Origin of the sequence: Streptomyces sp. NRRL F-525 (assembly GCF_000716605.1) — a bacterium.
Lineage (GTDB): Bacteria > Actinomycetota > Actinomycetes > Streptomycetales > Streptomycetaceae > Streptomyces.
On sequence record NZ_JNXE01000010.1, the window covers coordinates 59,050 to 79,192 of the forward strand.

Consider the following 20,143-nt stretch of genomic DNA (forward strand, 5'->3'; position numbering starts at 1 on the left):
AACGGGCAGTTTCTGCCACATCCGAAGGGTATTCGGCGTTTTGATACGGATAGATTCAGTCACCAAGCGGTACCCGGACGGCACGGTGGCGGTCGACCAACTGTCCTTGGACATACCGGACCGCTCGATCACCGTCCTCGTCGGCCCCTCGGGCTGCGGCAAGACGACCACCCTGCGCATGATCAACCGGATGATCGACCCCAGCGAGGGCACGATCTCCCTGGACGGCGCGGACATCACCAAGCAGCCGGTCAACACGCTGCGCCGGTCGATGGGTTACGTCATCCAGAACGCCGGGCTCTTCCAGCACCGCACGATCGTCGACAACATCGCGACCGTGCCCCGCATGCTCGGCTGGGGCAAGGAGAAGGCCAGGGCGCGGGCCACCGAACTCATGGGGCGGGTGGGCCTGGACGCCGCCCTCGCCAAGCGGTACCCGTACCAGCTCTCCGGTGGCCAGCAGCAGCGCGTCGGTGTCGCCCGCGCCCTCGCGGCCGACCCGCCGGTGCTGCTGATGGACGAGCCGTTCTCCGCCGTCGACCCCGTGGTCCGCAAGGGCCTCCAGGACGAACTCCTGCGCCTCCAGGAGGAGTTGGGCAAGACCATCGTCTTCGTCACCCACGACATCGACGAGGCGATCAAGCTCGGCACGATGGTCGCGGTCCTGCGCACCGGCGGCAAGCTGGCCCAGTTCGCCCCGCCCGCAGAGCTGTTGTCCGACCCGGCGGACGCTTTCGTCGAGGACTTCCTCGGCACCGACCGGGGCATCCGCCGCCTGTCCTTCTTCTCCTCGGCGGGCCTCGACCTCAAGACGTCCCCGATCGTCGCCGTCGACTCCACCGCCGAGCAGATCGCCGAACGCACCACCCCCGGCGTGCCGTACCTCCTCGTCACCGACCTGGACGGCAGGCCGCTGGGCTGGAGCGAGCCGGGCGCGCTGACCGCCGGAGCCGTCGACACCGCCCAACTCCTCGCCTACGGCCGCCCGTTCGAGGCCGGCAAGGACTCGCTGCGGGCCGCGCTCGACGGCGCGGTGCTGTCGCCGACCGGGTGGGCGGTCGGCGTGGACGGCACCGGGCGCGTGGTCGGTGTCGTGTCGCAGGGAGCCGTGGGCGAGGCGATCCGCAGCGCCCACGCGGCGGGTCGCAGCGGCGCGAAGGCCCTCGGATGAACGACTGGTTCCGCATCCCCAGCGACCTCCAGAACAGCTACCTCGGTCTGATCGGCCTGCACCTGCGCGAGGCCGTCATCCCGGTCCTCGTCGGCCTGGTGGTCGCGCTGCCCATCGCCCAACTGTGCGTGCGGCTGCGCTGGTTGTACCCGCCGGTGCTCTGGGTGACGACCGTGCTCTACGCGATCCCCTCGCTGGCCTTCTTCGTCGTCCTCATCGACTACACCGGCCAGACCGAGACCACCGTGATGATCCCGCTCGGCGTCTACAGCCTCGTGGTGTTCGTCCCGGCGATCGTGGACGGCGTCCGCTCGGTGCCCCAGGAGACCCTGGACGCGGCCACCGCGATGGGCCTCGGGCCCGTACGCCGGTATCTCCAGGTGCAGTTGCCGATCGCCGTGCCCGCGATCATCGCCGGGCTGCGGGTGGCGACCGTGTCCAGCATCTCCCTCGTCAGCGTCGGCATGCTGATCGGCAACCAGGGAGCCCTCGGCAACCTGCTCAACGACGGCCAGATCTACCACCAGCCACGCCTGATCTGGCTCTCCGTGATCACCACGGCCGTCCTCGCCATCGTCGTGGACGCCGTCCTGGTCGGCGTACGGCTGCTCCTCACGCCCTGGATGCCGCGCGGCACCCGCAAGGCCCGCCCCGCCGAGGACCGGCCGGAACCGGCCGAACCCGTACTGGAGGACGCAGCCCGGTGAACGTACTCCACTACATCAACCTGTTCTTCAGCGACAGCAGTCACTGGCACGGCTACGACGGCATCCCCACCCGGCTCGTCGAGCACATCCGGTACTCGCTGATCGCGCTCGCCATCGCCTCCGCCATCGGCCTCCCCATCGGCCTGCTGACCGGCCACACCGGACGCGGCGGCAACACCCTCTCGCTCATCGCCACCGCGGCCCGCGCCCTGCCGAGCTTCGGTCTGCTGGTGCTGATGTTCGTGCTGATCGGCTTCGGCCTGGTCCCGGTGATGATCCCGCTGGTCGTCCTCGCCGTACCGCCGATCCTGGTCACCACGTACGAGGCGATGCGATCCGTCGACCCGTCCCCGGTCGACGCGGCCCGCGGCATGGGCATGAACGAGACGAGCGTCCTGTTCCAGGTGGAACTCCCGGTCGCCCTTCCGCTGATCCTCAGCGGTCTGCGCTCGGCCGCCATCCAGATCGTCTCCACGGCCACCATCGCGGCCTACGTCAGCCTCGGCGGCCTCGGCCGCTACATCATCGACGGCCTCTACCAGCGGAACTACGAGAAGGTCGTCGGCGGCGCCACCCTGGTCGCCGGGATGGCCCTGGTGACGCTCGGGCTCTTCTGGGGCATCGCACGGCTCGCGGTGTCGCCGGGGGTCCGCAGGAGCAACTGAGCGCCGCTGAAAGCACAGTTGGGGGGAGCGGCCACCGGCCCTCCCCCCAACTAGCTTTCCACCGCCGTCAGTTCTCCGTGCGCGCCAGCGCCAGCTCCAGTACGACCAGCAACGCGTCCCGCACCGAGCCGCGTTCGCGGGCGTCGAACGCGAGGACCGGGACGCGCTCGTTGACGTCCAGGGCCCAGCGGACCTCGTCCAGGGAGTGCTCGATCTTGCCGTCGAAGGCGTTCAGGGCGACCGCGAACGGGATCTGCTTGTGCTCGAAGTAGTCGACCGCGGCGTAGCAGTCGTCGAGGCGCCGGGTGTCGACGATGACGAGACCGCCGACCGCGCCCTCCACGATGTCGTCCCACATGAAGCCGAACCGGTCCTGCCCGGGCGTACCGAAGAGGTACAGCTTCAGCGTCGGGTCGATGGTGATGCAGCCGAAGTCCATCGCAACCGTGGTGGTGGTCTTGCGCGGGGTGTGGGACAGGTCGTCCACGCCCGCCGCGACCTCGGTGATGGCGGCCTCGGTGGTGAGCGGCTCGATCTCGGAGATCGCGCCCACCGTGGTGGTCTTGCCCACGCCGAAGCCGCCCGCGACGACCATCTTGACCGGCAGCGGCGGTCGTACGACGGTCTGCGCAGCCGCACCGCGGGCGACCGGTTCAGTCGGTGTCACGGAGTACTCCCCGGGAGTTGGGGATGGCGCGGAGGCCATCGATGACCCTTCGCAGGACGGTTGCGTCATGGGTGATGTCGGTGTTGGGCACGTGCACCGTCAACTGCCCGGCGGCACGCAGGTCTTCGGCGAGCACCCGCACCACGTTCAGGTGCAGCCGCAGCCGGGCCGCGATCTCCGCGAGGGACTGCGGCTGCCGGCACGCGGCGACGATGTCGTGCTGCTCGAAGGAGAGCCGGTCGAGGACTTCCAGCCCGGCGGCCGTGGCCACCACCTGGGTCTCGACCGGGATCGGCCGCCCGGAGTCGGCCGCTCCGGCGCCCGCCACCCGGCCGGCGGTGACCAGGAACGGCCGTACGGCGGAAGGCGTGCGCACCGGATCGCGACCCGGGGGTGTGGCCCCGTCCGCGCCGGCACCGCTCGGAGTGCGGCCGTCGGGCATGAGTGGCTGTTCCTCTCTCGACCGGTCGGGGACCGGTCACCGAGCCGAAGCGGCGCCGACGCTGTTCTTCAGCTGGAGCACCAGCTGGGGGTTGAGCGCGGAACCGGCACGGTTGGCGAACAGCGTCATCTCGTAGGCGATGTTGCCGAGCTTGGCCTCCTTGTCGGTGACGACGCCGAGGACGGCGCCGCTGCCGATCGCGGAGACGAGGACGTGGCCGCCCTCCAGGTCGATGATGACCTTGTTCAGGCCACCGAGACCGTAGTTGCCGGAGGCTCCGGCGGCGAGGCTGGTGATGCCGGAGACGATGGCCCCGAGCCGCTCCGAGTGGGCGTGTTCACGCAGTTCGGCCACGGCGATCAGCAGGCCGTCGGAGGACACCGCGATGGCGTCGACGACACCCGCGGTCTCCGTCGCGAAACGGTTGAGCAGCCAGTTGAAATCGGCCGCGGCTGCCTGCAGATCGGCCGGCGTGGTGCCCCCCGTGGGAGTGTCACCTGTCGACGTACTCACTGCTCCGCTCCTTTCGGGAGGTGGTTCTGGTCGTGCGGGTGGTTCGCGTCCGGGGCCCGCAGGCCCGTGAGGGTGTCGCTGTCGCGATGCGCCTGTTCTACGGCGGCCTCGAACTCTTCGAGGGCCGAGCGGACGGCGTCCGCGTCGGCGGGCCGGGGGGCCTGCCGTGCGGCTTGCTGGGCGGCGGCGTCGGCGCCCGTACGAAGGGTGGCACCCCTGACCCGGCGCCGCAGGGGCCGGGAGCCCCCGGCGTCGTCAGGGGCGGTGGCGGACTCGTCCGCCGGGGCGTGGTGGGTGACGGGCGGGGCGGCCGCGGCGGCTGTCGGCGCCGTCTCGTACCGGGAGACCCTGCGGGGGAGCGGTGTGGGCTCGTCGTCGGCGCGCATGTGCTCGGAGGTGATCGGCTCGGGCCTGCTCAGGGTGATCGACGGCCGCGGACCGGAGTCCGAGGTGGCCCAGGAGGGCGCCGGACGCTGGTCCTGGTTCGCGGCGGCGGACGGCGCGACGGCCGTGTCCGCGACGGCGGTTGATCCCGCTCCCGACCCCAACTCCGTGTAGCCGGTGTGGGCGGCCGGACCGGTGGAGGCCAGCGAACTCATCCGCAGCAGCAGCGTCGCCGGGATCGTGATCTCGGCCGTCACACCGCCGCCCGGGGTGCGGGCGAGGGCGACGTCGATGTCCCAGCGGCGGGCGAGCGTACCGACCACGAACAGGCCCAGCACCTTCGTCGGCACCAGGTCGAGGCGCTCGCGGCGGATCAGCCGGGCGTTCTCCTCGGCGATGCGGTCGGCGCTCATCCCGAGTCCGTGGTCGGCGACCACGATCAGCGCGTCGTCGCCGTCGGTCCGTACGACCACCTCGACGGGGCTGCCCGCGGGCGAGAACGAGACCGCGTTCTCCAGGAGTTCGGCCACCATCAGGGTGAGGTCGCCGATGATGTCGGGCTCCACCATGACCTCGGTGTCGGCCCGCAGGCCCACCCGCTGGAAGCCCTCGATCTGGCCGAGCGCGGCCCGTACGACGTTGGTGAGTTCGGTGGGTCCGCCGTCCAGCACGGTCTCGCGGATGCCGGCGAGCAGCATCAGGCTGTCCGCGTTGCGGCGCAGGCGGACGGCGATGTGGTCGATGGAGTAGAGCCGCTCAAGGAGCGCCGGGTCGGTCTCGCCGCGCTCCACCGCGTCGATCAGGGCGAGTTGACGGGTCGTCAGGTTGCTGACGCGGCGGCCGACGTTGCCGAACATCTCGGCGACGTTGCGCCGGCTGATCACCTGGCGGGCCAGCAGCGCGGCGGCCGTGGTCTGCACATGGTTGAAGGCCTCGGCGAGGTCGCCGATCTCGTCCTTCGCGGTGACCGGCATGTCCCGCAGCAGCGGCGGTCCGTCGTCCTCGGCGTCGTCGTCGGCGACGCGGGCGAGTTCCCGGCCCGCGACCTCGGCGACCTGCTTCGCGGCGACGGTGAGCGCCTGCACGGGGCGGACCACCGAGCGGCGCACGATCACCACGAAGACGAGCCACAGCGCGAAGCCGAACAGCGCGAGGTTCAGCAGCAGTCCGGCGCGCCAGGAGGCGGAGCTGGACGCGCTGTCGGCGCGGCCGGCGATCTGGCCGATGAGCGAGGTGGTGATCTTCAGCCGACTCGCGGCCTGCTGCGGGTAGGACGGGTAGTCGCTCATGGCGTCCGCGAAGGCCTTGCGGACGGCGCCGGGCGTCTCGGCCTGCAGCCCGCTGGGGTCGATCTGCAGCTCGGCGTAGGCCTCGGCGATCAGCCGCTGCGCCGGGGTGTGCTCGATGCCGGAGAGCTGGTCGGCCTGGTCCTCGGTGGCGAACCGGGCGAACCTGGCGGCCTGGTAGGTGTAGAGGTCGTAGGAGCCGACCGCGTTGTTGAACTCGATGAGCGCGTTGCTGTCACCGGTCGTCGCGGAGAACACGCTGGTCTCGAACGAGCTGTGGGCGGCGTCCGCCCGCAGCACGGAGTCCAGCAGGTTGCCGGTGAAGGTGGTGGCGAGGTTCGCGTTGTGCTCGAGGTCGAGCCCGTCGATCAGACCGTCGGAGGCGCTGGTGTACGCCGGGTCGATGTTGTCGGCGGGCAGATAGCTCTGCTCGACGGTGTCGCGCAGCGTCTCCAGGCCGTTGATCTCCTTCAGCGCCTGGGCCTCGCTGGCCGGCAGCCGGTCGCCGAAGGTGTCGCGCACCTTCTCGACCTGCTTGTCCACGGCCAGTTGGGCCTTGCGGTAGGCGCTCTGCGAGGGAGTGCCGCCGTCGTTGGTGGCCTCGAAGCGGACGGAGAGCAGGATGGCCTGCTGGTGCTCCGCCTCCACGAGGTTCACCAGCCTGGCGACCTGCCCGCTGTCCCGCACCAGCTGCGCCGCGTCGCTCGCGTCCGTCGACTGCCCGACCTCGTCCGAGATGAGATAGGCCAGCAGTACGGCGACCACCGCGAGCGGTACGCCGACGAGCAGATTGAGCTTGCGCCTGAAGGGCCAACGGTCTGCGAAGCCCCGTATGGACACCAGGCCTCCTTCGTGGGGTGTTGTCACGATACGCGCAGCGACGCGTGTGACTGTTTTTGATCGAAGCGGCCCCCGCACACCGCTGTGACCGACGCCAACTCCGGGGAGACTACCGCCTCTTTGAACGATCAAGTGCGTCGCCCTACGTCAAGAATCAATTACAAAGCGACCGTGTTCGTGACCGGTCTGTTTACGTTGCCTTCACAACTGGGCACCCATTGAGGCCAATCGGTGACCAGAGTTCTCTTGACTGACCAAGAACCGGCTGGATTGGATCAGCGGAGTGCGGCGTTCACGCCCCGCGCGTCGACGCCACCGCCATGCCTGCACGCCTGTGCCAACATCCAAACCCGGAACGGGAATTGTGACTTCTAAAGCGAAGAACAGCTGGTCCAGCACTAGGTACCCCGGCGCGGCCGCCATCGCGCTCGCCGCGACGGCTGCGCTTGTCACGGGATGTGGTTCGTCCTCCGACAGCAAGTCCGACAACCCGCTCTCCGGCGGCAAGGCCGGCGGCGACACCGTCGTCGTCGGCTCGAACAACTTCGCCGAGAGCATCCTGATCGCCGACATCTACGGCGAGGCTCTCAAGGCCAAGGGCGTCAAGGTCACTTACAAGCCGAACATCGGCAGTCGTGAGACGACGTACGGCCTGCTCAAGAACGGCACGATATCCGTGCTGCCCGAGTACAACGGCGCGCTGCTGGCCTACCTCGACCCGAAGGCCACCCCGGCGACCCTCGCGGCGACCACGGCCGCGATCAACGCCAAGCTGGACTCCAAGCTGACGCTGCTGGACCCGGCGGCGGCGGAGGACAAGGACACGGTCACGCTCAACGCGGAGACCGCGAAGAAGTACAGCCTCACGTCCGACTCCTCCATCGCGGACCTCAAGTCCATCGCGAAGGACCTGGTCATCGGCGCCTCGCCGGAGTTCCAGACCCGGCAGCAGGGTCTGGTGGGCCTGAAGTCGGTCTACGGCCTGGAGTTCAAGTCCTTCAAGGCGCTGGACGCGGGCGGTCCGCTGACGGCGGCCGCGCTGAAGAAGAACACGGTGCAGGCGGCCGACCTCTTCAGCACGGACCCGACCATCGTCAAGGAGAAGCACGTCACGCTCCAGGACCCGAAGCGGCTCTTCGGCTTCGAGAACGTGCAGCCCCTCGTCTACAAGAGCGGCCTCTCCGCGGCCGGTGTCGCCGCCCTCAACGCGGTCTCCGCGAAGCTCGACACGGCGACCCTGCTGGACCTCGACACCCAGGTCCAGTCCCAGAACAAGGACCCGCTGGACGTCGCGAAGGCGTGGCTGAAGACGGCCGGCCTGAGCTGACCTTCCCCGGCGACGACGCGGGTGCCTCCGTTTCTCCGGGAGGCACCCGCGTCGTGCTCAGTACCCGACGTGGAAGGTCGCGTCCTGCTGGTCCGTGGCCGTGGAGACCGGGTCGATCCGCAGGACGTAGTTGGAGTGCCGGATGTACCGCGTCGGATTGTTGTACGACCGGAACGACGCCCAGGAGGAGTCCGCGAGCCCCGCGGTCCGGTAGAACGTGGCGTCCCCGGCGAACGTCGACGTGCCGTCGTTCACGTCGAGTTGGAGCGCGTAGTTGTAATGCCGCAGATACCGGGTCGGGTAGTTGACCGACTGGAAGGACACCCCGGCCGAGTCCGCGAGGCCCGGAACCAGGGTCCACTGCGAGTCGGTGTACGGGTCGAAGGCGTACTCGTCGATCCGCCCGACGAAATTCGAGTGCCGGACGTAACGCGCCGGGTAGTTGTAGGACTTGAGCCGGTTCCAGGCCGGAGTGCCCCACTTGGCAACGAGGTTGTTGTACTCGGCCGTGGTGATCGGCTGGATGCCGCAGTGCTTGGAGTTGAGCGGCTGGGTGTACAGCTTCTGGTCGACGGCGGTCCAGGTACCGGCGGCGAGACTGCTGGTCTGCCAGGCGTAGAAGACGCCATTCGGATCCCAGGTATCACCCCAGAGGTACCAAGTACCGCTGGACGCAAGGGACTTGACCAACGTCGGCGCCTCGGTGCCGTTGTGCGAGACCGCCGTACTGAACTCGGTGAAACTGCCCGGGTCCAGTGACGTGGACTTCGCGCCGACCAGCGTCGAATTCTTCTTGAAATAGAGGTAGTTGACCCCGTTCACACCCACGGCCAGATCGCCGTCGATGACGTCGTACCCGGGGTCGAAGAACACCTGCGGATCACCGGCGGTCACGAAGTCGCTCGTGTAGTTGACCATGATGACGTTGTGGCCGCTGTCGTTGACGGCCGAGTAGATCACCCCGTACTGCCCGCGCCCCGCGTCCCAGAACGACTCCGGCGCCCACGCGTGGGTGTCCAGGTCGTGCACCTTCATCCGCCGGTAGCCGGTGAAGGTACGCAGATCGGTGGAGTCCCAGACGTGGATGTACTGGCTGACGTACGACCAGTCGGTGCCGTTGAGGTCGGTCGCGAGGACCACGAACGTGCCGTCCTGCTTGCGCAGGATGAACGGGTCGCGCAGGCCGAGGGAGCCGGCGGTGGGGGTGGCGACGGGGGCGTTCTGGTTGAGCGGGGTCCACTGCAGACCGTCGGGGCTGACGGCCAGGTGGAGGCCGTAGTTGGCGCCGAGGAACGTCGGCGACTCGGTGAAGTAGCACATGACGTAAGCCGAGTTGGTCGCGGCCCGCGCGCTGCCCGCGCCGAGCGTGAGCGCGCCGGTGGCCGCGAGGGGGACGGTCGCGGCCATGCCGAGGAAGAGACGGCGGGACGGGTGGGGGAGAGGGGGGACGGCCATGTGTTCTCCAGGGGGTGACGAGCGGCCCGATACTTCCTGTCGTTCGACTTACCGAACGGGGTTCGGTAAGTCGATCAGAAGGTAGAGATGGGGCGTGTGCGCGTCAATCACACGGTCGTGCTTGGCCGGTTCTTGTCGTTCACGTAGGCGTCCGCTACGAGCCTCCTGTGTGGATCAGGAGTTCCGCCCGCGCCCGGGCCGCCGCCCCGACCGCCACCGCGTCCCCGCCCAGCCGCGCCGGCAGCACCCGCACCGGATGACCGCTCACCGGCGGCTCCACCGCCAGCGTCTCCTGTACGGCGGACTCGACCAGCTCCCACGACCGGCTCACACCCCCGCCGATCACACACGTCGTGACGTCCAGCAGCCCCGCCGTGATCAGCAGCGCACGGGCGACACCGCGCCCCACCGCCGCGTATACGGCCCGCGCGTCCGGATCGCCCGCCCGGGCCGCCTCGGCGACCTCGCGGGCCGTGAGCGCACGCCCCGTCCGCTCCCCGTACCGCGCCGCGATCGACCGCCCCGAGGCCAGCGTCTCCAGATGCCCTCTTCCCCCGCAGGTGCACGGCAGTTCACCGAACCCGGGCACGTGGCCGATCTCGCCCGCGGCACCGCGCGGCCCGTCGTAAAGGGTGCCATTCAGCCAGAGTGCGCCGCCGACGCCGGTGCCGAGGGTCATCCCGAGCACGTTCTCCTCACCGGCGACCGCACCCCGCGCCACCTCCCCGCGCAGAAACGCGTTCACGTCGTTGTCGAGGAACGCCGGTACGCCCAGGGCCTGTTGGACGGTCGCCGTCACCTCGAACCCGGCCCAGTCGCGAAAGGAGTCGCTCGCCACGAGGATCCGCCCGGCCCGCACGTCCACGAGCCCGGCCGCGCCGACCCCGACCCCGAGCAACCGGGCGGGCGTACGGTCCAGCAGCAGCCGTAGCGCGGAGAGCGCGGCACCGACCATCGCCGCCCCGCCCTCACTCGCGGGGGTCGGCACCTCCGTCCGGTCCAGGACGTCGAGTTGAGGCGTGCACAGCACGACCTGGGTGGTCGTGCCGCCGATGTCGACGCCGACGACCACCTCCGGGGAGTCCGTCACGCGCCGGCCCCCGTCCCCAACGCCAACCGGCGCTCCCTGCGCTCCCGTTGGAGCACCGGATCGGGCACGGGCACGGCGGCGATGAGCCGGCGCGTGTACGCGGTCTCCGGGTGCAGCAACGTGCTCATGGTCGGCCCCTGTTCCTCGACCCGTCCGCCCCGCATCACGACCACGCGCCCGGCGAACTGCTGCACCACGGCTAGATCGTGCGAGACGAAGAGACAGGCGAACCCGAGCTCTCCCTGCAACTCGGCGATGACGTCCAGCACGGTCTGCTGCACACTCACGTCCAGCGCGCTCGTCGGCTCGTCCGCGACCAGCAGCCGCGGTTCGAGGACCAAGGCCCGAGCGAGGCTCACCCGCTGCCGCTGCCCACCGGACAGCTCACGCGGCCCACGCCGAGCCAACTCCCGTGGCAGCCGTACCAGTTCGAGAACCTCGGCGACCCGCTCCCGCCGCTCTACGGCACCCATCCCACGCCGGTGCACCCGCAACGGCTCGGCCACACACTCCCCGACACTCATCCGCGCGTCCAGCGAGGCGACCGGATCCTGCAACACCACACCGACCCCGGCCAGCAGGGCCCGCCGTGCCCGCCCCCGCGCCTTGCGCAGATCGGCCCCGAAGAGCGAGACGCCCCCCGACTGCGGCGCGACCAGCCCAAGCGCCACCCGGGCGGCGGTCGACTTCCCCGACCCGGACTCCCCGACGAGCCCCACGGTCTCACCGGCCCGCACGGTCAGTGACACCTCATCCAGCGCCCGCACGGCCCGGGGCCCACGCCCGAACTGCACGCTGACATCCCGCAGTTCGACCACCGGAGCAGCAGTCTCGCCCCGCTCCCGTACGGCGCCACCCACCGGCTCACTCACCGCCAGCCGAGGCACAGCGGCCAACAACCGCCGCGTGTACTCATGCCTGGGCCGCAACAGCACATCCTCCACCGCCCCCGTCTCCACGACCTCCCCTTCCAGCATCACGGCGACCCGGTCGGCGAAGTCGGCGACGACCCCCATGTTGTGCGTGACCAGCAGCACTCCGGTTCCCGAGTCGACGGCCAACGCCCGCAGCAGATCCAGGATTTCGGCCTGCACGGTGACGTCCAGCGCGGTGGTCGGCTCGTCCGCGACCAGCAACCCGGGCGAGTTCGCGATGGCCATCGCGATGACAACCCGCTGCCGCTGCCCACCGGACAACTGGAACGGAAAGGCGGAGGCCCGCCGCTCAGGCTCGGGAATCCCGACCCTTCCCAACAACGCGACAGCCTCAGCGGCCGCCTCCTGCCGGGAGACGTCCCGGTGGTTCCGTACAACCTCCGCTATCTGCTTGCCGATCCGGGTCAGCGGATCCAGCGCGGTGGCCGGCTCCTGGAACACCATCGAGGCCGTACGCCCCCGCAACCGCGCGAGTTCGGCCTCACCGGCCCCCACGACATCCGTACCGCCGACCGAAACGCCCCCGGACGCAAGGGCGTTGCCCGGCAACAACCCAAGAGCGGCAAGCGCGACGGTCGACTTCCCGGACCCGGACTCACCGACGAGGGCAAGAGTCTCGCCGGGCTCGACCCGCAACGACACCCCACGCACGGCGGGCACATCACCGCTCTCGGTGGAGAAGGTGACACCCAGATTCTCTATCTCAAGGATGCTGTTCATCCCCGTCCCTTCACGTCGAAGGCGTCACGAAGCCCGTCACCGACCGCGTTGAACGCGCACACGACGAGGATGATCGCGAGCCCCGGCGGCACGATCAGCCACCAGCGTCCCGAATAGGCGGCCGTCAGCCCGGCCGAGAGCATGCCGCCCCAGTCGGTCGACGGCGGCTGAACTCCCAGCCCCAGATAGGACACATAGGCGACGAGCAGAATCGCGTCGGCGACCTGGAAGGTGGCCGCGACGACGATGGTCGACACCGAGTTGGGCAGGATGTGCCGGGTGATGGCCCGACTGTGCGAACCCCCGATGGCCCGCAGGGTCAGCACATAGTCCCGGCTCTTCAAGGTCAACGTCTCCGCCCGCACCAGCCGCGAAGGCACGAGCCAGGACACCAGCCCGAGAATCACGATCAACCCAGGCACGCCAGGCGTGGTGATGGCGGACACGACCAGCAGGATGAACAGCGCCGGAATCGCGATCCCCGCATCGACAACCCGCATCATCACGGCATCGACCCACCCACCCGCATACCCGGCGACGGCCCCCCACAGAGTCCCGATCACAGTGGCCAGCACCCCGGCGGCAAGCCCGACGAGCAACGACACCTTCCCGCCGTACATGAGCCGCCCCAACTCGTCATGCCCGACAGCGTCGGTACCGAGCCAATGCGCCCCACTGGGCCGGAGGTTGACCTGCGTGAGATCGGTATGGATCTGATCGGTGGAATACAAGAGGGGGCCGAGGAAGCAGAAAAGGAGAAAGAGGATCACGACCACGAGCCCGGCCACGGCGAGCCGATTGCGCGCGAAGCGCGCTATTAGGGGCGCGGGGAACTGCGCGACCAGCCCCCACCGACCGGCACTTTGAACACTCACGTCAGGCCCCCCTTCACCCGAGGATCCACGATCCGCTGGACGACGTCAGCGAGGAGCGTCCCCACGACCGTCGCGACGGAAATGACGAGCACACACCCGAGAAGCACCGGATAGTCCGAAGACTGAGCCGCACTCCAGAACAACAGCCCCATCCCCGGGTAGTTGAAGAGCTGCTCAACAACCAGCGCACCCCCGAACAGCACCGGCACGTAGTACCCCAACATCGCGATCACCGGCGTCAACGAGTTCCGGAACACGTGCTTGAAAAGAATCGCCCGCTGCCGAGAACCCCCCGCCCGAGCAGTCCGCACGTAGTCCTCGGACAGGTTCTCCAACGTCGAGGCCCGCATGTACCGACTGAACACGGCAACCATGGAAGCCGCCCCGGTCACCACAGGCAGCACCAACGCAACGGGATCCGCGAAGACTTGAGCCACCGTGTCCCCCTGCGCCGCCTGCGAAGGAAACCACCGCAACACCTGCGTGAAGACCAGCACCAGCACAAGTCCCAGGAAATACACGGGAGTCGAGTAGGCGACGAAGCTCAAGGTCGTAATGACATAGTCGGCCGGCTTGTTACGCCGAACGGCCTGCCACATCCCCAGCGGAATCGCGAGCACCAGCCCAAGAACCGCGGACAGCACGGTCAACACCAGTGTCTTCGGCAGCCGTTGCTCGATGAGCCGGGACACCGCCTCGTTCAGCGTGTACGACGTCCCGAGGTCCCCGTGCAGCAACTGCCGCAAGTAGTACAGGTACTGCACGGGCAACGGCCGATCGAGCCCCTGGTCGTGGTTGAACAGCGTGATCTGCTGAGGCGTGGCCTGCGGCCCGAGGATCCCGCGCGCGGGACCCCCCGGCAGCGCGTGCAGCAGACCGAACACCACGACCGTCACGATGAGGATCACGACCAGCGCCTGCGCGATCCGCCGGGTCAGATACAGAAGGGTGTCCATACCTCAGCTGGTCCACTTCCACTGGGCCGGGTGGAAGTTGGCGAGCGGGTCCTGGGTGAAGCCGCCGAGGCCGTTCTTGACGACGGAGATCTGGTAGTCCGGCTCGGGCAGCCAGATCACCGGCAGATCCTTGGCGAGGGCCGCGCTGTAGTCCTGGATCTCCTGGGTCGAACTCGACGTCGTGGACGAGGAGATGAGCTTGTCGACCTCGGCGTTGGAGTAGTTGCCGAAGTTCGCGCCGCCCTTCGTCTGGAAGAGCGAGTCACCGGTCGGGAAGGCGGGGAAGTACCAACTGCCCGCCGTACCGAAGAAGGACAACTGCCACTTGCAGATCGACTGCGAGGCCGTGCACTGCGGGGTCTGCGACAGCACCGAGTTGACCGGCGCGGTCTTGATGGAGAACTTGATGCCGGTCTTCGCGAGCGAGGACTGGATCGCGCTCATCATGTTGTCGGTCACCGTCGAACCGGACTGCGACAGCACCTGCATCTGGAACTTCGTCCCCTTGGCGACCCCGTCACCGCACTGCGCGGCACCCGTGCCCGGGCTGGTGCAGGTCATGACCCCGCCCTGCTCGCTCCAACCATGGCTGCTCAGCAGGGACTTGGCAGCCGAGGTCGAGAAGGGATACGGGTTGGACTTCTGCGTGGCCGACAGGAACGACGACGTCTGCGCCTGCGGGATCGGCCCGTATCCCGGCACCGCCGTGCCGTTGAAGATGACCTTCGCCAGCGTGCTCTGATCGATGGACTTCTGCACGGCCTGCCGGGCGTAGAGCTGCTTGAACACGGCACCCATGGAAGGGTTGTCGAAGTTGTACGGCATGTAGGTGATCGCCCAGCCCGACCACGGCTTCACCGTGTAGCCCTGCGCGGTGAAGCTCGCCTTCTGGTCGAGGTCGGTCGCCTCGATGTAGCCGTAGTCGACGCTCCCGGACCGCAGCGCGTTCTTCTCCGCGTCCGCCGTCGTGAAGGGGAGGAGGTTCACGGTGGGGATGCCGGGCTTCTCGCCGCCGTCGTACTTCGCGTTGGCGGTCAGGACGACCTTGCCGGCCGTGGAGAAGGACTTCACGGTGTACGGGCCGCTGACCGTCTTCCACAGGGCGTTCGTCGCGTAACCGCTGATGTTCTTGGCCGCGTTGTTGAGGTACGTCCAGTCCTTCTTGGCGTCCCCGGCCTTGTCCCAGACGTGCTGGGGGAGCGGGGTGATGGAACTCAGCTCATTGGCCAGCATCCACTGTGGGTTGTAGGCCTTGTCGAAGGTGATCGTGAAGTGACTGGCGTCCACGGTCTTGAAGGAAGTCCAGTTGTCCGGTGCCTTGCCCGGGTTGTAGCCCGCCCACTGCGCCTTGTTCGCCTTGATGAGGTCGAACCAGAACTTCACGTCGGCGGAGGTGACCGGCTTCCCGTCGCTCCAGTGCCGGTCGCCGAGGGTGATCGTGACGCTCTTGTTGTCGGCCGCGAAGTCGGCGGCGGTCGCCACCGAGCCCTTCTTGTTCCAGCCCATGGTCCCGGTCGAGCCGTCGTAGGCGATCAGCGGCTCCCACAGCGAGTTCGCGATGGAGATGTTGTTGGTGTTGAGGTGGGCCGCGGTGCCGATCGGGAGGATCCAGTTCGGGGTGAAGTTCGCGGGCAGCGCGTAGTTGATCGAGTCGTGCGACCCGGACGACGACGTGCCGCTCGACCCGGAACAGCCCGCGAGCAGCAGCGAGGCCGTGGTCAGGGAGGCACCGGCGAGGAGTCTCGAGCGAACAGGGGACATGGTTCTCCTCGGAAAAAGAGGGGCGGAGGCGGGAGTGAGGACAGTCAACGACCCCTGGTGTCGAAGAAACAGGCGTGCCGCTGTAAAAAGCCTGTTTCTGCTGTTCTGAAAAAAGGTGAGAGGGCATGTGGGTGACTTACGCTCGTCGCCTCGATCACCCGATCCGGAAGTAACTTCCTTCATGCCTGAAAAAAGTGCGCACCGCCGGAAGAGCACCTCGGGCGTCTCCTCACTGGCCGAGCACGTCCTCGAACTCCTCGCCTCCGGGCAGGCCGCCACCCGCACCGAACTCGCCGAACTGCTCGGCGCCGCGCCCTCGACGATCTCCCTCGCCGTGGGCCAGCTGGTGTCCCTGGGCCTGGTCGCCGAGCACGGCACGCGTTCCTCCACCGGCGGCCGCCCGCGCAAGGTGCTCCGGCTGGGCGGCAGCGACGGGTTCGCGGTCGCGGCCGAGCTGGGCGGCAAGCACGCGCACGTCGGGGTCGTACTCCCCGGCGGAGGCCTGACCGACGTCTCGACCGTGCCCTTCCCCACGGCGGACGGCCCCGAGGCCGCGCTGCCGGGCCTCGCCGAGACACTCACCGCGCTCGCCGAACGGCACGGGCGCGAACGGCTCCGAGGCGTGGGCCTGTGCCTGCCCGGCCCGGTCGACATCGCCTCCGGGACCGTCACCCTGCCCGCCCGGATGCCCGGCTGGAACAAGTTCCCCATCCGCGACTGGCTCGCCGACCGCTTCGAGGTCCCGGCCGCCGTCGAGAACGACGCCAACTGCATGGCCGTGGGCGAACACACCGTCCAGCCCGCGGAGCGCCGCCAGTCGATCATGGTCAAGGTCGGCACCGGCATCGGCGCGGGCGTCATCGCCGACGGCCGCCTCTACCGCGGCGGCACGGGCGCGGCAGGCGAGATCACCCACGTCCGCGTCGAGGCAGCCCAGGACACCCCCTGCTCCTGCGGCAACACCGGCTGCCTGGAGACCGTCGCGTCAGGCGCCGCCCTGGTCCGCATCCTGCAGGGCCACGGCCTCGCCGTGACCTCCACCGAAGACGTCGTCCAACTCGCCACCGACGCCCACCCCGAAACAACCCGAGCAGTCCGCCAGGCCGGCCGCTACCTCGGCCAGGTCCTCGCAGCCAACGTCAACTTCTTCAACCCCGACGCGGTGTATCTGGGCGGCATCCTCTCCACCCTGGAACCCTTCGTAGCAGCAGTACGCAGCCAGCTCTACGAGGGCTGCCACCCCCTGGTCACCGAACACCTGGCGATCGAGCGAGCAAGCCTGGGCGCGGACGCGGGCCTGGTGGGCGCAGGCCAGTTCGCCCTACAGAGGGCTTTGGCGCAAGCACTCCAAACGGTCACAGATCAATCAGGGGCGAGGTGACACCCCTAGGGGCGCGGGGAACTGCGCGACCAGCCCCCACGCACCCGCAGACAACACACGACTTGGAGAACCCATGCCTTCACCCCGCCCCACCATCGCCATCGCAGGCCTGGGCATCGAATCCTCAACCTTCTCCCCAGCCCGCACAGAAGCCCCCGCCTTCCACCCCCAACAAGGCCCCGAAGTCCTCACCCGCTACCCCTTCCTGGCCCCCGGCACCCCGTTGAGGGAAGCCGCAGACTGGCAAGGCGCCCTCGTCGGCAAGGCCCTCCCCGGCGGCACCGTAACGGCCACCGCCTTCACCGAACTCACCGACGAACTCATCACCCGCCTAAGCGAGTTGGGCCCCGTAGACGGCCTCTGGTACGACATCCACGGCGCGATGACAGTAGAGGGCATGGACGACGCCGAAGCCCAACTCCTCGCCCGCATCAGGGAAACCGTGGGACCGAACACCCTGATCTCGACCTCCATGGACCTCCACGGCAACGTCTCCCGCGACCTGGTCCACCAGAGCGACCTGATCACCTGCTACCGCATGGCCCCGCACGAGGACGCCATGGACACCAAGGAACGCGCAGCCCGCAACCTCGTAGCCCTCCTGACCAGCGGCGCCCCGCGCCCGGTCAAGGCCTGGATCCCGGTCCCCGTACTGCTCGCAGGCGAACAGACCTCCACCCGCATCGAACCGGCGAAGAGCGTCTACGCGGCCGTAGAAAAGGTAGAGGCAACCGAGGGAGTCACAGACGCGGCGATCTGGGTCGGCTACGCCTGGGCGGACGAGCCCCGCAACCGTGCCGCAGTCGTCGTAACCGGCCAGTCAGCCGCCCAAGTCACCGCAGGAGCCGAACAGTTGGCGCGCGGCTTCTGGGAGGCAAGGCACGACTTCGAGTTCGTAGCCCCGACCGGCACCCTGACCGACTGCCTGGACGAGGCCCTGGCCTCCACCGCCCGCCCCTACTTCATCAGCGACACCGGCGACAACCCAACGGCCGGCGGCGCGGGCGACGTCACCTGGGGCCTCCAACAGGTCCTGGAACGCCCGGAGTTCAAGGAAGAGAGCGGCCCCACGGTCATCTACGCGTCGCTCCCCGGCCCGACCGCCGTAGCCACCGCCGTAGAAGCCGGTGTAGGCGCCACCGTCACCGTCACAGCGGGCGCCGAGGTCGACGACCGCCACGCAAGTCCCCTCACCCTCACCGGAGTTGTCCACTCGATCCGGCACGGCGACCGGGACGCCGAGACCGAGGTCGTCCTCAGGGTCGGCAGCGTGCACGTCATCCTGACCCGGCTCCGGAAGCCGTACCACCACGAACACGACTTCACCGACCTGGAGTTGGACCCGCGTAACGCGGACCTCGTGCTCGTCAAGATCGGCTATCTCGAACCCGAACTCTTCGCGATGGCCGCCGACTGGAAGATGGCCCTCACCCCGGGCGGGGTCGACCAGGACCTGACCCGGCTCGGCCATCACCGCATCCGGCGGCCCCTGTTCCCCTTCGACCGGGACATGCCCGACCCGGACCTCACGGCCCGGGTCATCAGCCCCTCCGACGAACCGCTCAGCGGGGCGGACGAGTGAGCTTGCCGCCCCCGCCGTCCTCGATGGCGGCGGCGATCAACTGGTCGAGCAGCGCGATCAGTACGTTCCGGCACGAGTCGCGCTCACGGGCGTCGCAGAGCAGCACGCGGACGTCCTCCGGGAGGGCCAGCGCCTCGCGCACCGCCTCCGCGGGGTAGGGGTGTTCGCCGTAGAAGCCGTTCACGCCCACCACGAACGGGATGCCACGGCGTTCGAAGAAGTCGACGGCCGCGAAGCTGGACTTCGGGCGGCGGACGTCGATGAGGACCACCGCGCCCAGCGCGCCTAGGGCCAGGTCGTTCCACATGAACCAGAAGCGCTGCTGGCCCGGGGTGCCGAACAGGTAGAGCACCAGGTCCTGGCCGATGGTGATGCGGCCGAAGTCCAGGGCCACGGTGGTGGCCCGTTTCTCCTCGATGCCGTCGAGGTCGTCGACGGCGAGGCCCGCCACGGTGAGCGGTTCCTCGGTGCGCAGGGGCGCGATCTCGCTCACCGAACCGACCATGGTGGTCTTGCCGACGCCGAAGCCCCCCGCGATCAGGATCTTGACCGTCTCGGGCGGCGCGGGTGCCGGAGCGATGGTGTCAGAGCCGGCCAAGGCCCTCCCTCACTTTCTGCAGCAGGTCCATGTCCGGGCTGGTACGGGAGACCGGGTGCGGCGGCCGGGCCGTGATCAGGCCCGCCTCCAGCAGATCGCAGAGCATGATCACTACCACGCTCACCGGAAGGTCGACAAGAGCGGCGACCTCCGCCACCGCCAGCGGCTCGGCGCACAGCCGCAGGATGCGGGACTGCTCCGGCTGCGGCCGGGGCGCCCGCGCGGGCGCCGGATCGACCGCGGTCACCGTGGTGATGAGGGTGAAATCGGCGCGGCTGGGCCGGGTTCTGCCACCGGTCAGCGTGAACGGCCGTACGAGCCGTCCCGCCGCGTCGCCACCGCTCACGTCACTCGCCGGAGCCGGCCGTGGGGCCGACGCCCGCCCGCGGCGCGGCGCTGAGATGCTCGCCTATCTTCTTCACCAGCATGTTCATCTGGTACGCCACGACCCCGACGTCCGCGCCCGGACCGGTCAGGACGACCAGATGGGCGCCGGGGCCCGCCGAGGTGAGGATGAGATAGCTGTTCGCCATCTCGATCAGCGCCTGGCGCACCGGACCGCCCCGGAAGTCCATGCTGACCCCCTTGCTGAGGCTCATCAGCCCGGACGCGGTGGCCGCGAGCCGCTCGGCGTCGTCGCGCAGGAACCCGGTGGACTTGCTGACGACCAGCCCGTCCTCGGACAGCACGACGGCCTGGTTCACCTCGGCCACCCGGTCCACGAGTCCGGTGAGCAACTGGTCGAGCTGGGTGTGCGTGGCGGGGACGGGTCGTGTCATGGCGGAGTC

The 20,143-nt window shown here is 69.0% G+C and carries 19 protein-coding genes; 6 read left to right on the forward strand and 13 right to left on the reverse strand.

Features of this window, described 5'->3' with window-relative positions; translation table 11 throughout:
• Nucleotides 1-40: 40 nt before the first annotated feature.
• The 3 genes from OO69_RS16765 to OO69_RS16775 are packed head-to-tail and all read left to right on the forward strand — an operon-like array spanning nt 41 to nt 2,543.
• Nucleotides 41-1,171: an ABC transporter ATP-binding protein gene (locus OO69_RS16765; RefSeq protein ID WP_078652461.1), complete on the forward strand. Its 1,131-nt coding sequence runs from the start codon at nt 41-43 to the stop codon at nt 1,169-1,171.
• The gene (locus tag OO69_RS16770; RefSeq protein ID WP_033281458.1) at nt 1,168-1,878 is read left to right on the forward strand and encodes an ABC transporter permease; all 711 of its coding nucleotides are present in this window, start codon (nt 1,168-1,170) and stop codon (nt 1,876-1,878) included. Before OO69_RS16765 ends, OO69_RS16770 begins: the two co-directional genes overlap by 4 nt.
• Nucleotides 1,875-2,543 carry an ABC transporter permease gene (locus OO69_RS16775; protein WP_033281459.1) on the forward strand — a complete coding sequence of 223 codons (669 nt, stop codon included), beginning with the start codon at nt 1,875-1,877 and terminating at the stop codon, nt 2,541-2,543. Before OO69_RS16770 ends, OO69_RS16775 begins: the two co-directional genes overlap by 4 nt.
• Nucleotides 2,544-2,610: 67 nt before the next feature.
• Here OO69_RS16775 and OO69_RS16780 read toward each other — a convergent pair whose 3' ends face one another.
• The 4 genes from OO69_RS16780 to OO69_RS16795 are packed head-to-tail and all read right to left on the reverse strand — an operon-like array spanning nt 2,611 to nt 6,675.
• Complete coding sequence (locus OO69_RS16780; protein ID WP_033281460.1) at nt 2,611-3,210, reverse strand: GTP-binding protein; 600 nt, start codon at nt 3,208-3,210, stop codon at nt 2,611-2,613.
• On the reverse strand, nt 3,197-3,652 hold the full coding sequence (locus OO69_RS16785; protein ID WP_033281461.1) for a DUF742 domain-containing protein: 456 nt from the start codon (nt 3,650-3,652) through the stop codon (nt 3,197-3,199). The genes OO69_RS16780 and OO69_RS16785 overlap by 14 nt, the downstream gene beginning before the upstream one ends.
• A gap of 36 nt (nt 3,653-3,688) precedes the next feature.
• Nucleotides 3,689-4,165 (reverse strand): roadblock/LC7 domain-containing protein, encoded by a 477-nt coding sequence (locus OO69_RS16790; RefSeq protein WP_019062808.1) that lies wholly within the window; start codon nt 4,163-4,165, stop codon nt 3,689-3,691.
• Nucleotides 4,162-6,675, reverse strand: a complete 2,514-nt coding sequence (locus OO69_RS16795) for a sensor histidine kinase (RefSeq protein ID WP_033281462.1) — start codon at nt 6,673-6,675, stop codon at nt 4,162-4,164. The genes OO69_RS16790 and OO69_RS16795 overlap by 4 nt, the downstream gene beginning before the upstream one ends.
• 364 nt (nt 6,676-7,039) lie before the next feature.
• On the opposite strand from OO69_RS16795, the gene OO69_RS16800 reads away from it, so the two are divergent.
• A complete protein-coding gene (locus OO69_RS16800) occupies nt 7,040-8,002 on the forward strand; it encodes an ABC transporter substrate-binding protein (RefSeq protein ID WP_033281463.1) in 963 nt (320 codons plus the stop codon).
• Nucleotides 8,003-8,059: 57 nt separating this feature from the next.
• On the opposite strand, the gene OO69_RS16805 is transcribed toward OO69_RS16800, so the two are convergent.
• The 6 genes from OO69_RS16805 to OO69_RS16830 all read right to left on the reverse strand — a co-directional run bounded on the left by OO69_RS16805 (nt 8,060) and on the right by OO69_RS16830 (nt 15,794).
• Nucleotides 8,060-9,457 (reverse strand): glycoside hydrolase family 43 protein, encoded by a 1,398-nt coding sequence (locus OO69_RS16805; RefSeq protein WP_033281464.1) that lies wholly within the window; start codon nt 9,455-9,457, stop codon nt 8,060-8,062.
• A 154-nt stretch (nt 9,458-9,611) separates the two neighbouring features.
• On the reverse strand, nt 9,612-10,547 hold the full coding sequence (locus OO69_RS16810; RefSeq protein WP_033281465.1) for an ROK family protein: 936 nt from the start codon (nt 10,545-10,547) through the stop codon (nt 9,612-9,614).
• A complete protein-coding gene (locus OO69_RS16815; protein WP_033281466.1) occupies nt 10,544-12,202 on the reverse strand; it encodes a dipeptide ABC transporter ATP-binding protein in 1,659 nt (552 codons plus the stop codon). Before OO69_RS16815 ends, OO69_RS16810 begins: the two co-directional genes overlap by 4 nt.
• On the reverse strand, nt 12,199-13,077 hold the full coding sequence (locus tag OO69_RS16820; protein WP_420707885.1) for an ABC transporter permease: 879 nt from the start codon (nt 13,075-13,077) through the stop codon (nt 12,199-12,201). Before OO69_RS16820 ends, OO69_RS16815 begins: the two co-directional genes overlap by 4 nt.
• The gene (locus OO69_RS16825) at nt 13,074-14,033 is read right to left on the reverse strand and encodes an ABC transporter permease (protein ID WP_033281467.1); all 960 of its coding nucleotides are present in this window, start codon (nt 14,031-14,033) and stop codon (nt 13,074-13,076) included. Before OO69_RS16825 ends, OO69_RS16820 begins: the two co-directional genes overlap by 4 nt.
• A gap of 3 nt (nt 14,034-14,036) precedes the next feature.
• Nucleotides 14,037-15,794 carry a peptide ABC transporter substrate-binding protein gene (locus tag OO69_RS16830; RefSeq protein ID WP_033281468.1) on the reverse strand — a complete coding sequence of 586 codons (1,758 nt, stop codon included), beginning with the start codon at nt 15,792-15,794 and terminating at the stop codon, nt 14,037-14,039.
• A 181-nt stretch (nt 15,795-15,975) separates the two neighbouring features.
• On the opposite strand from OO69_RS16830, the gene OO69_RS16835 reads away from it, so the two are divergent.
• Complete coding sequence (locus OO69_RS16835; RefSeq protein WP_033281469.1) at nt 15,976-17,175, forward strand: ROK family transcriptional regulator; 1,200 nt, start codon at nt 15,976-15,978, stop codon at nt 17,173-17,175.
• Nucleotides 17,176-17,248: 73 nt separating this feature from the next.
• On the forward strand, nt 17,249-18,757 hold the full coding sequence (locus OO69_RS16840; protein ID WP_033281470.1) for a M81 family metallopeptidase: 1,509 nt from the start codon (nt 17,249-17,251) through the stop codon (nt 18,755-18,757).
• Here OO69_RS16840 and OO69_RS16845 read toward each other — a convergent pair.
• From OO69_RS16845 to OO69_RS16855, 3 genes are read right to left on the reverse strand one after another with little or no spacing between them, the layout of a single operon-like run.
• Nucleotides 18,738-19,355 (reverse strand): GTP-binding protein, encoded by a 618-nt coding sequence (locus tag OO69_RS16845; protein ID WP_019062797.1) that lies wholly within the window; start codon nt 19,353-19,355, stop codon nt 18,738-18,740. The two genes, OO69_RS16840 and OO69_RS16845, sit on opposite strands and share 20 nt — an antisense overlap.
• Nucleotides 19,342-19,701, reverse strand: a complete 360-nt coding sequence (locus OO69_RS16850) for a DUF742 domain-containing protein (protein ID WP_019071425.1) — start codon at nt 19,699-19,701, stop codon at nt 19,342-19,344. Before OO69_RS16850 ends, OO69_RS16845 begins: the two co-directional genes overlap by 14 nt.
• 1 nt (nt 19,702) lies before the next feature.
• The gene (locus tag OO69_RS16855; RefSeq protein WP_033281471.1) at nt 19,703-20,134 is read right to left on the reverse strand and encodes a roadblock/LC7 domain-containing protein; all 432 of its coding nucleotides are present in this window, start codon (nt 20,132-20,134) and stop codon (nt 19,703-19,705) included.
• Nucleotides 20,135-20,143 lie beyond the last annotated feature (9 nt).

Coding starts and splice junctions, on each gene's coding strand:
- OO69_RS16770 (WP_033281458.1), top strand. CDS start 1,168: ATGAACGACTGGTTCCGCATCCCCAGCGACCTCCAGAACAGCTACCTC.
- OO69_RS16785 (WP_033281461.1), bottom strand. CDS start 3,652: ATGCCCGACGGCCGCACTCCGAGCGGTGCCGGCGCGGACGGGGCCACA.
- OO69_RS16805 (WP_033281464.1), bottom strand. CDS start 9,457: ATGGCCGTCCCCCCTCTCCCCCACCCGTCCCGCCGTCTCTTCCTCGGC.
- OO69_RS16815 (WP_033281466.1), bottom strand. CDS start 12,202: ATGAACAGCATCCTTGAGATAGAGAATCTGGGTGTCACCTTCTCCACC.
- OO69_RS16825 (WP_033281467.1), bottom strand. CDS start 14,033: ATGGACACCCTTCTGTATCTGACCCGGCGGATCGCGCAGGCGCTGGTC.
- OO69_RS16830 (WP_033281468.1), bottom strand. CDS start 15,794: ATGTCCCCTGTTCGCTCGAGACTCCTCGCCGGTGCCTCCCTGACCACG.
- OO69_RS16835 (WP_033281469.1), top strand. CDS start 15,976: ATGCCTGAAAAAAGTGCGCACCGCCGGAAGAGCACCTCGGGCGTCTCC.
- OO69_RS16840 (WP_033281470.1), top strand. CDS start 17,249: ATGCCTTCACCCCGCCCCACCATCGCCATCGCAGGCCTGGGCATCGAA.
- OO69_RS16855 (WP_033281471.1), bottom strand. CDS start 20,134: ATGACACGACCCGTCCCCGCCACGCACACCCAGCTCGACCAGTTGCTC.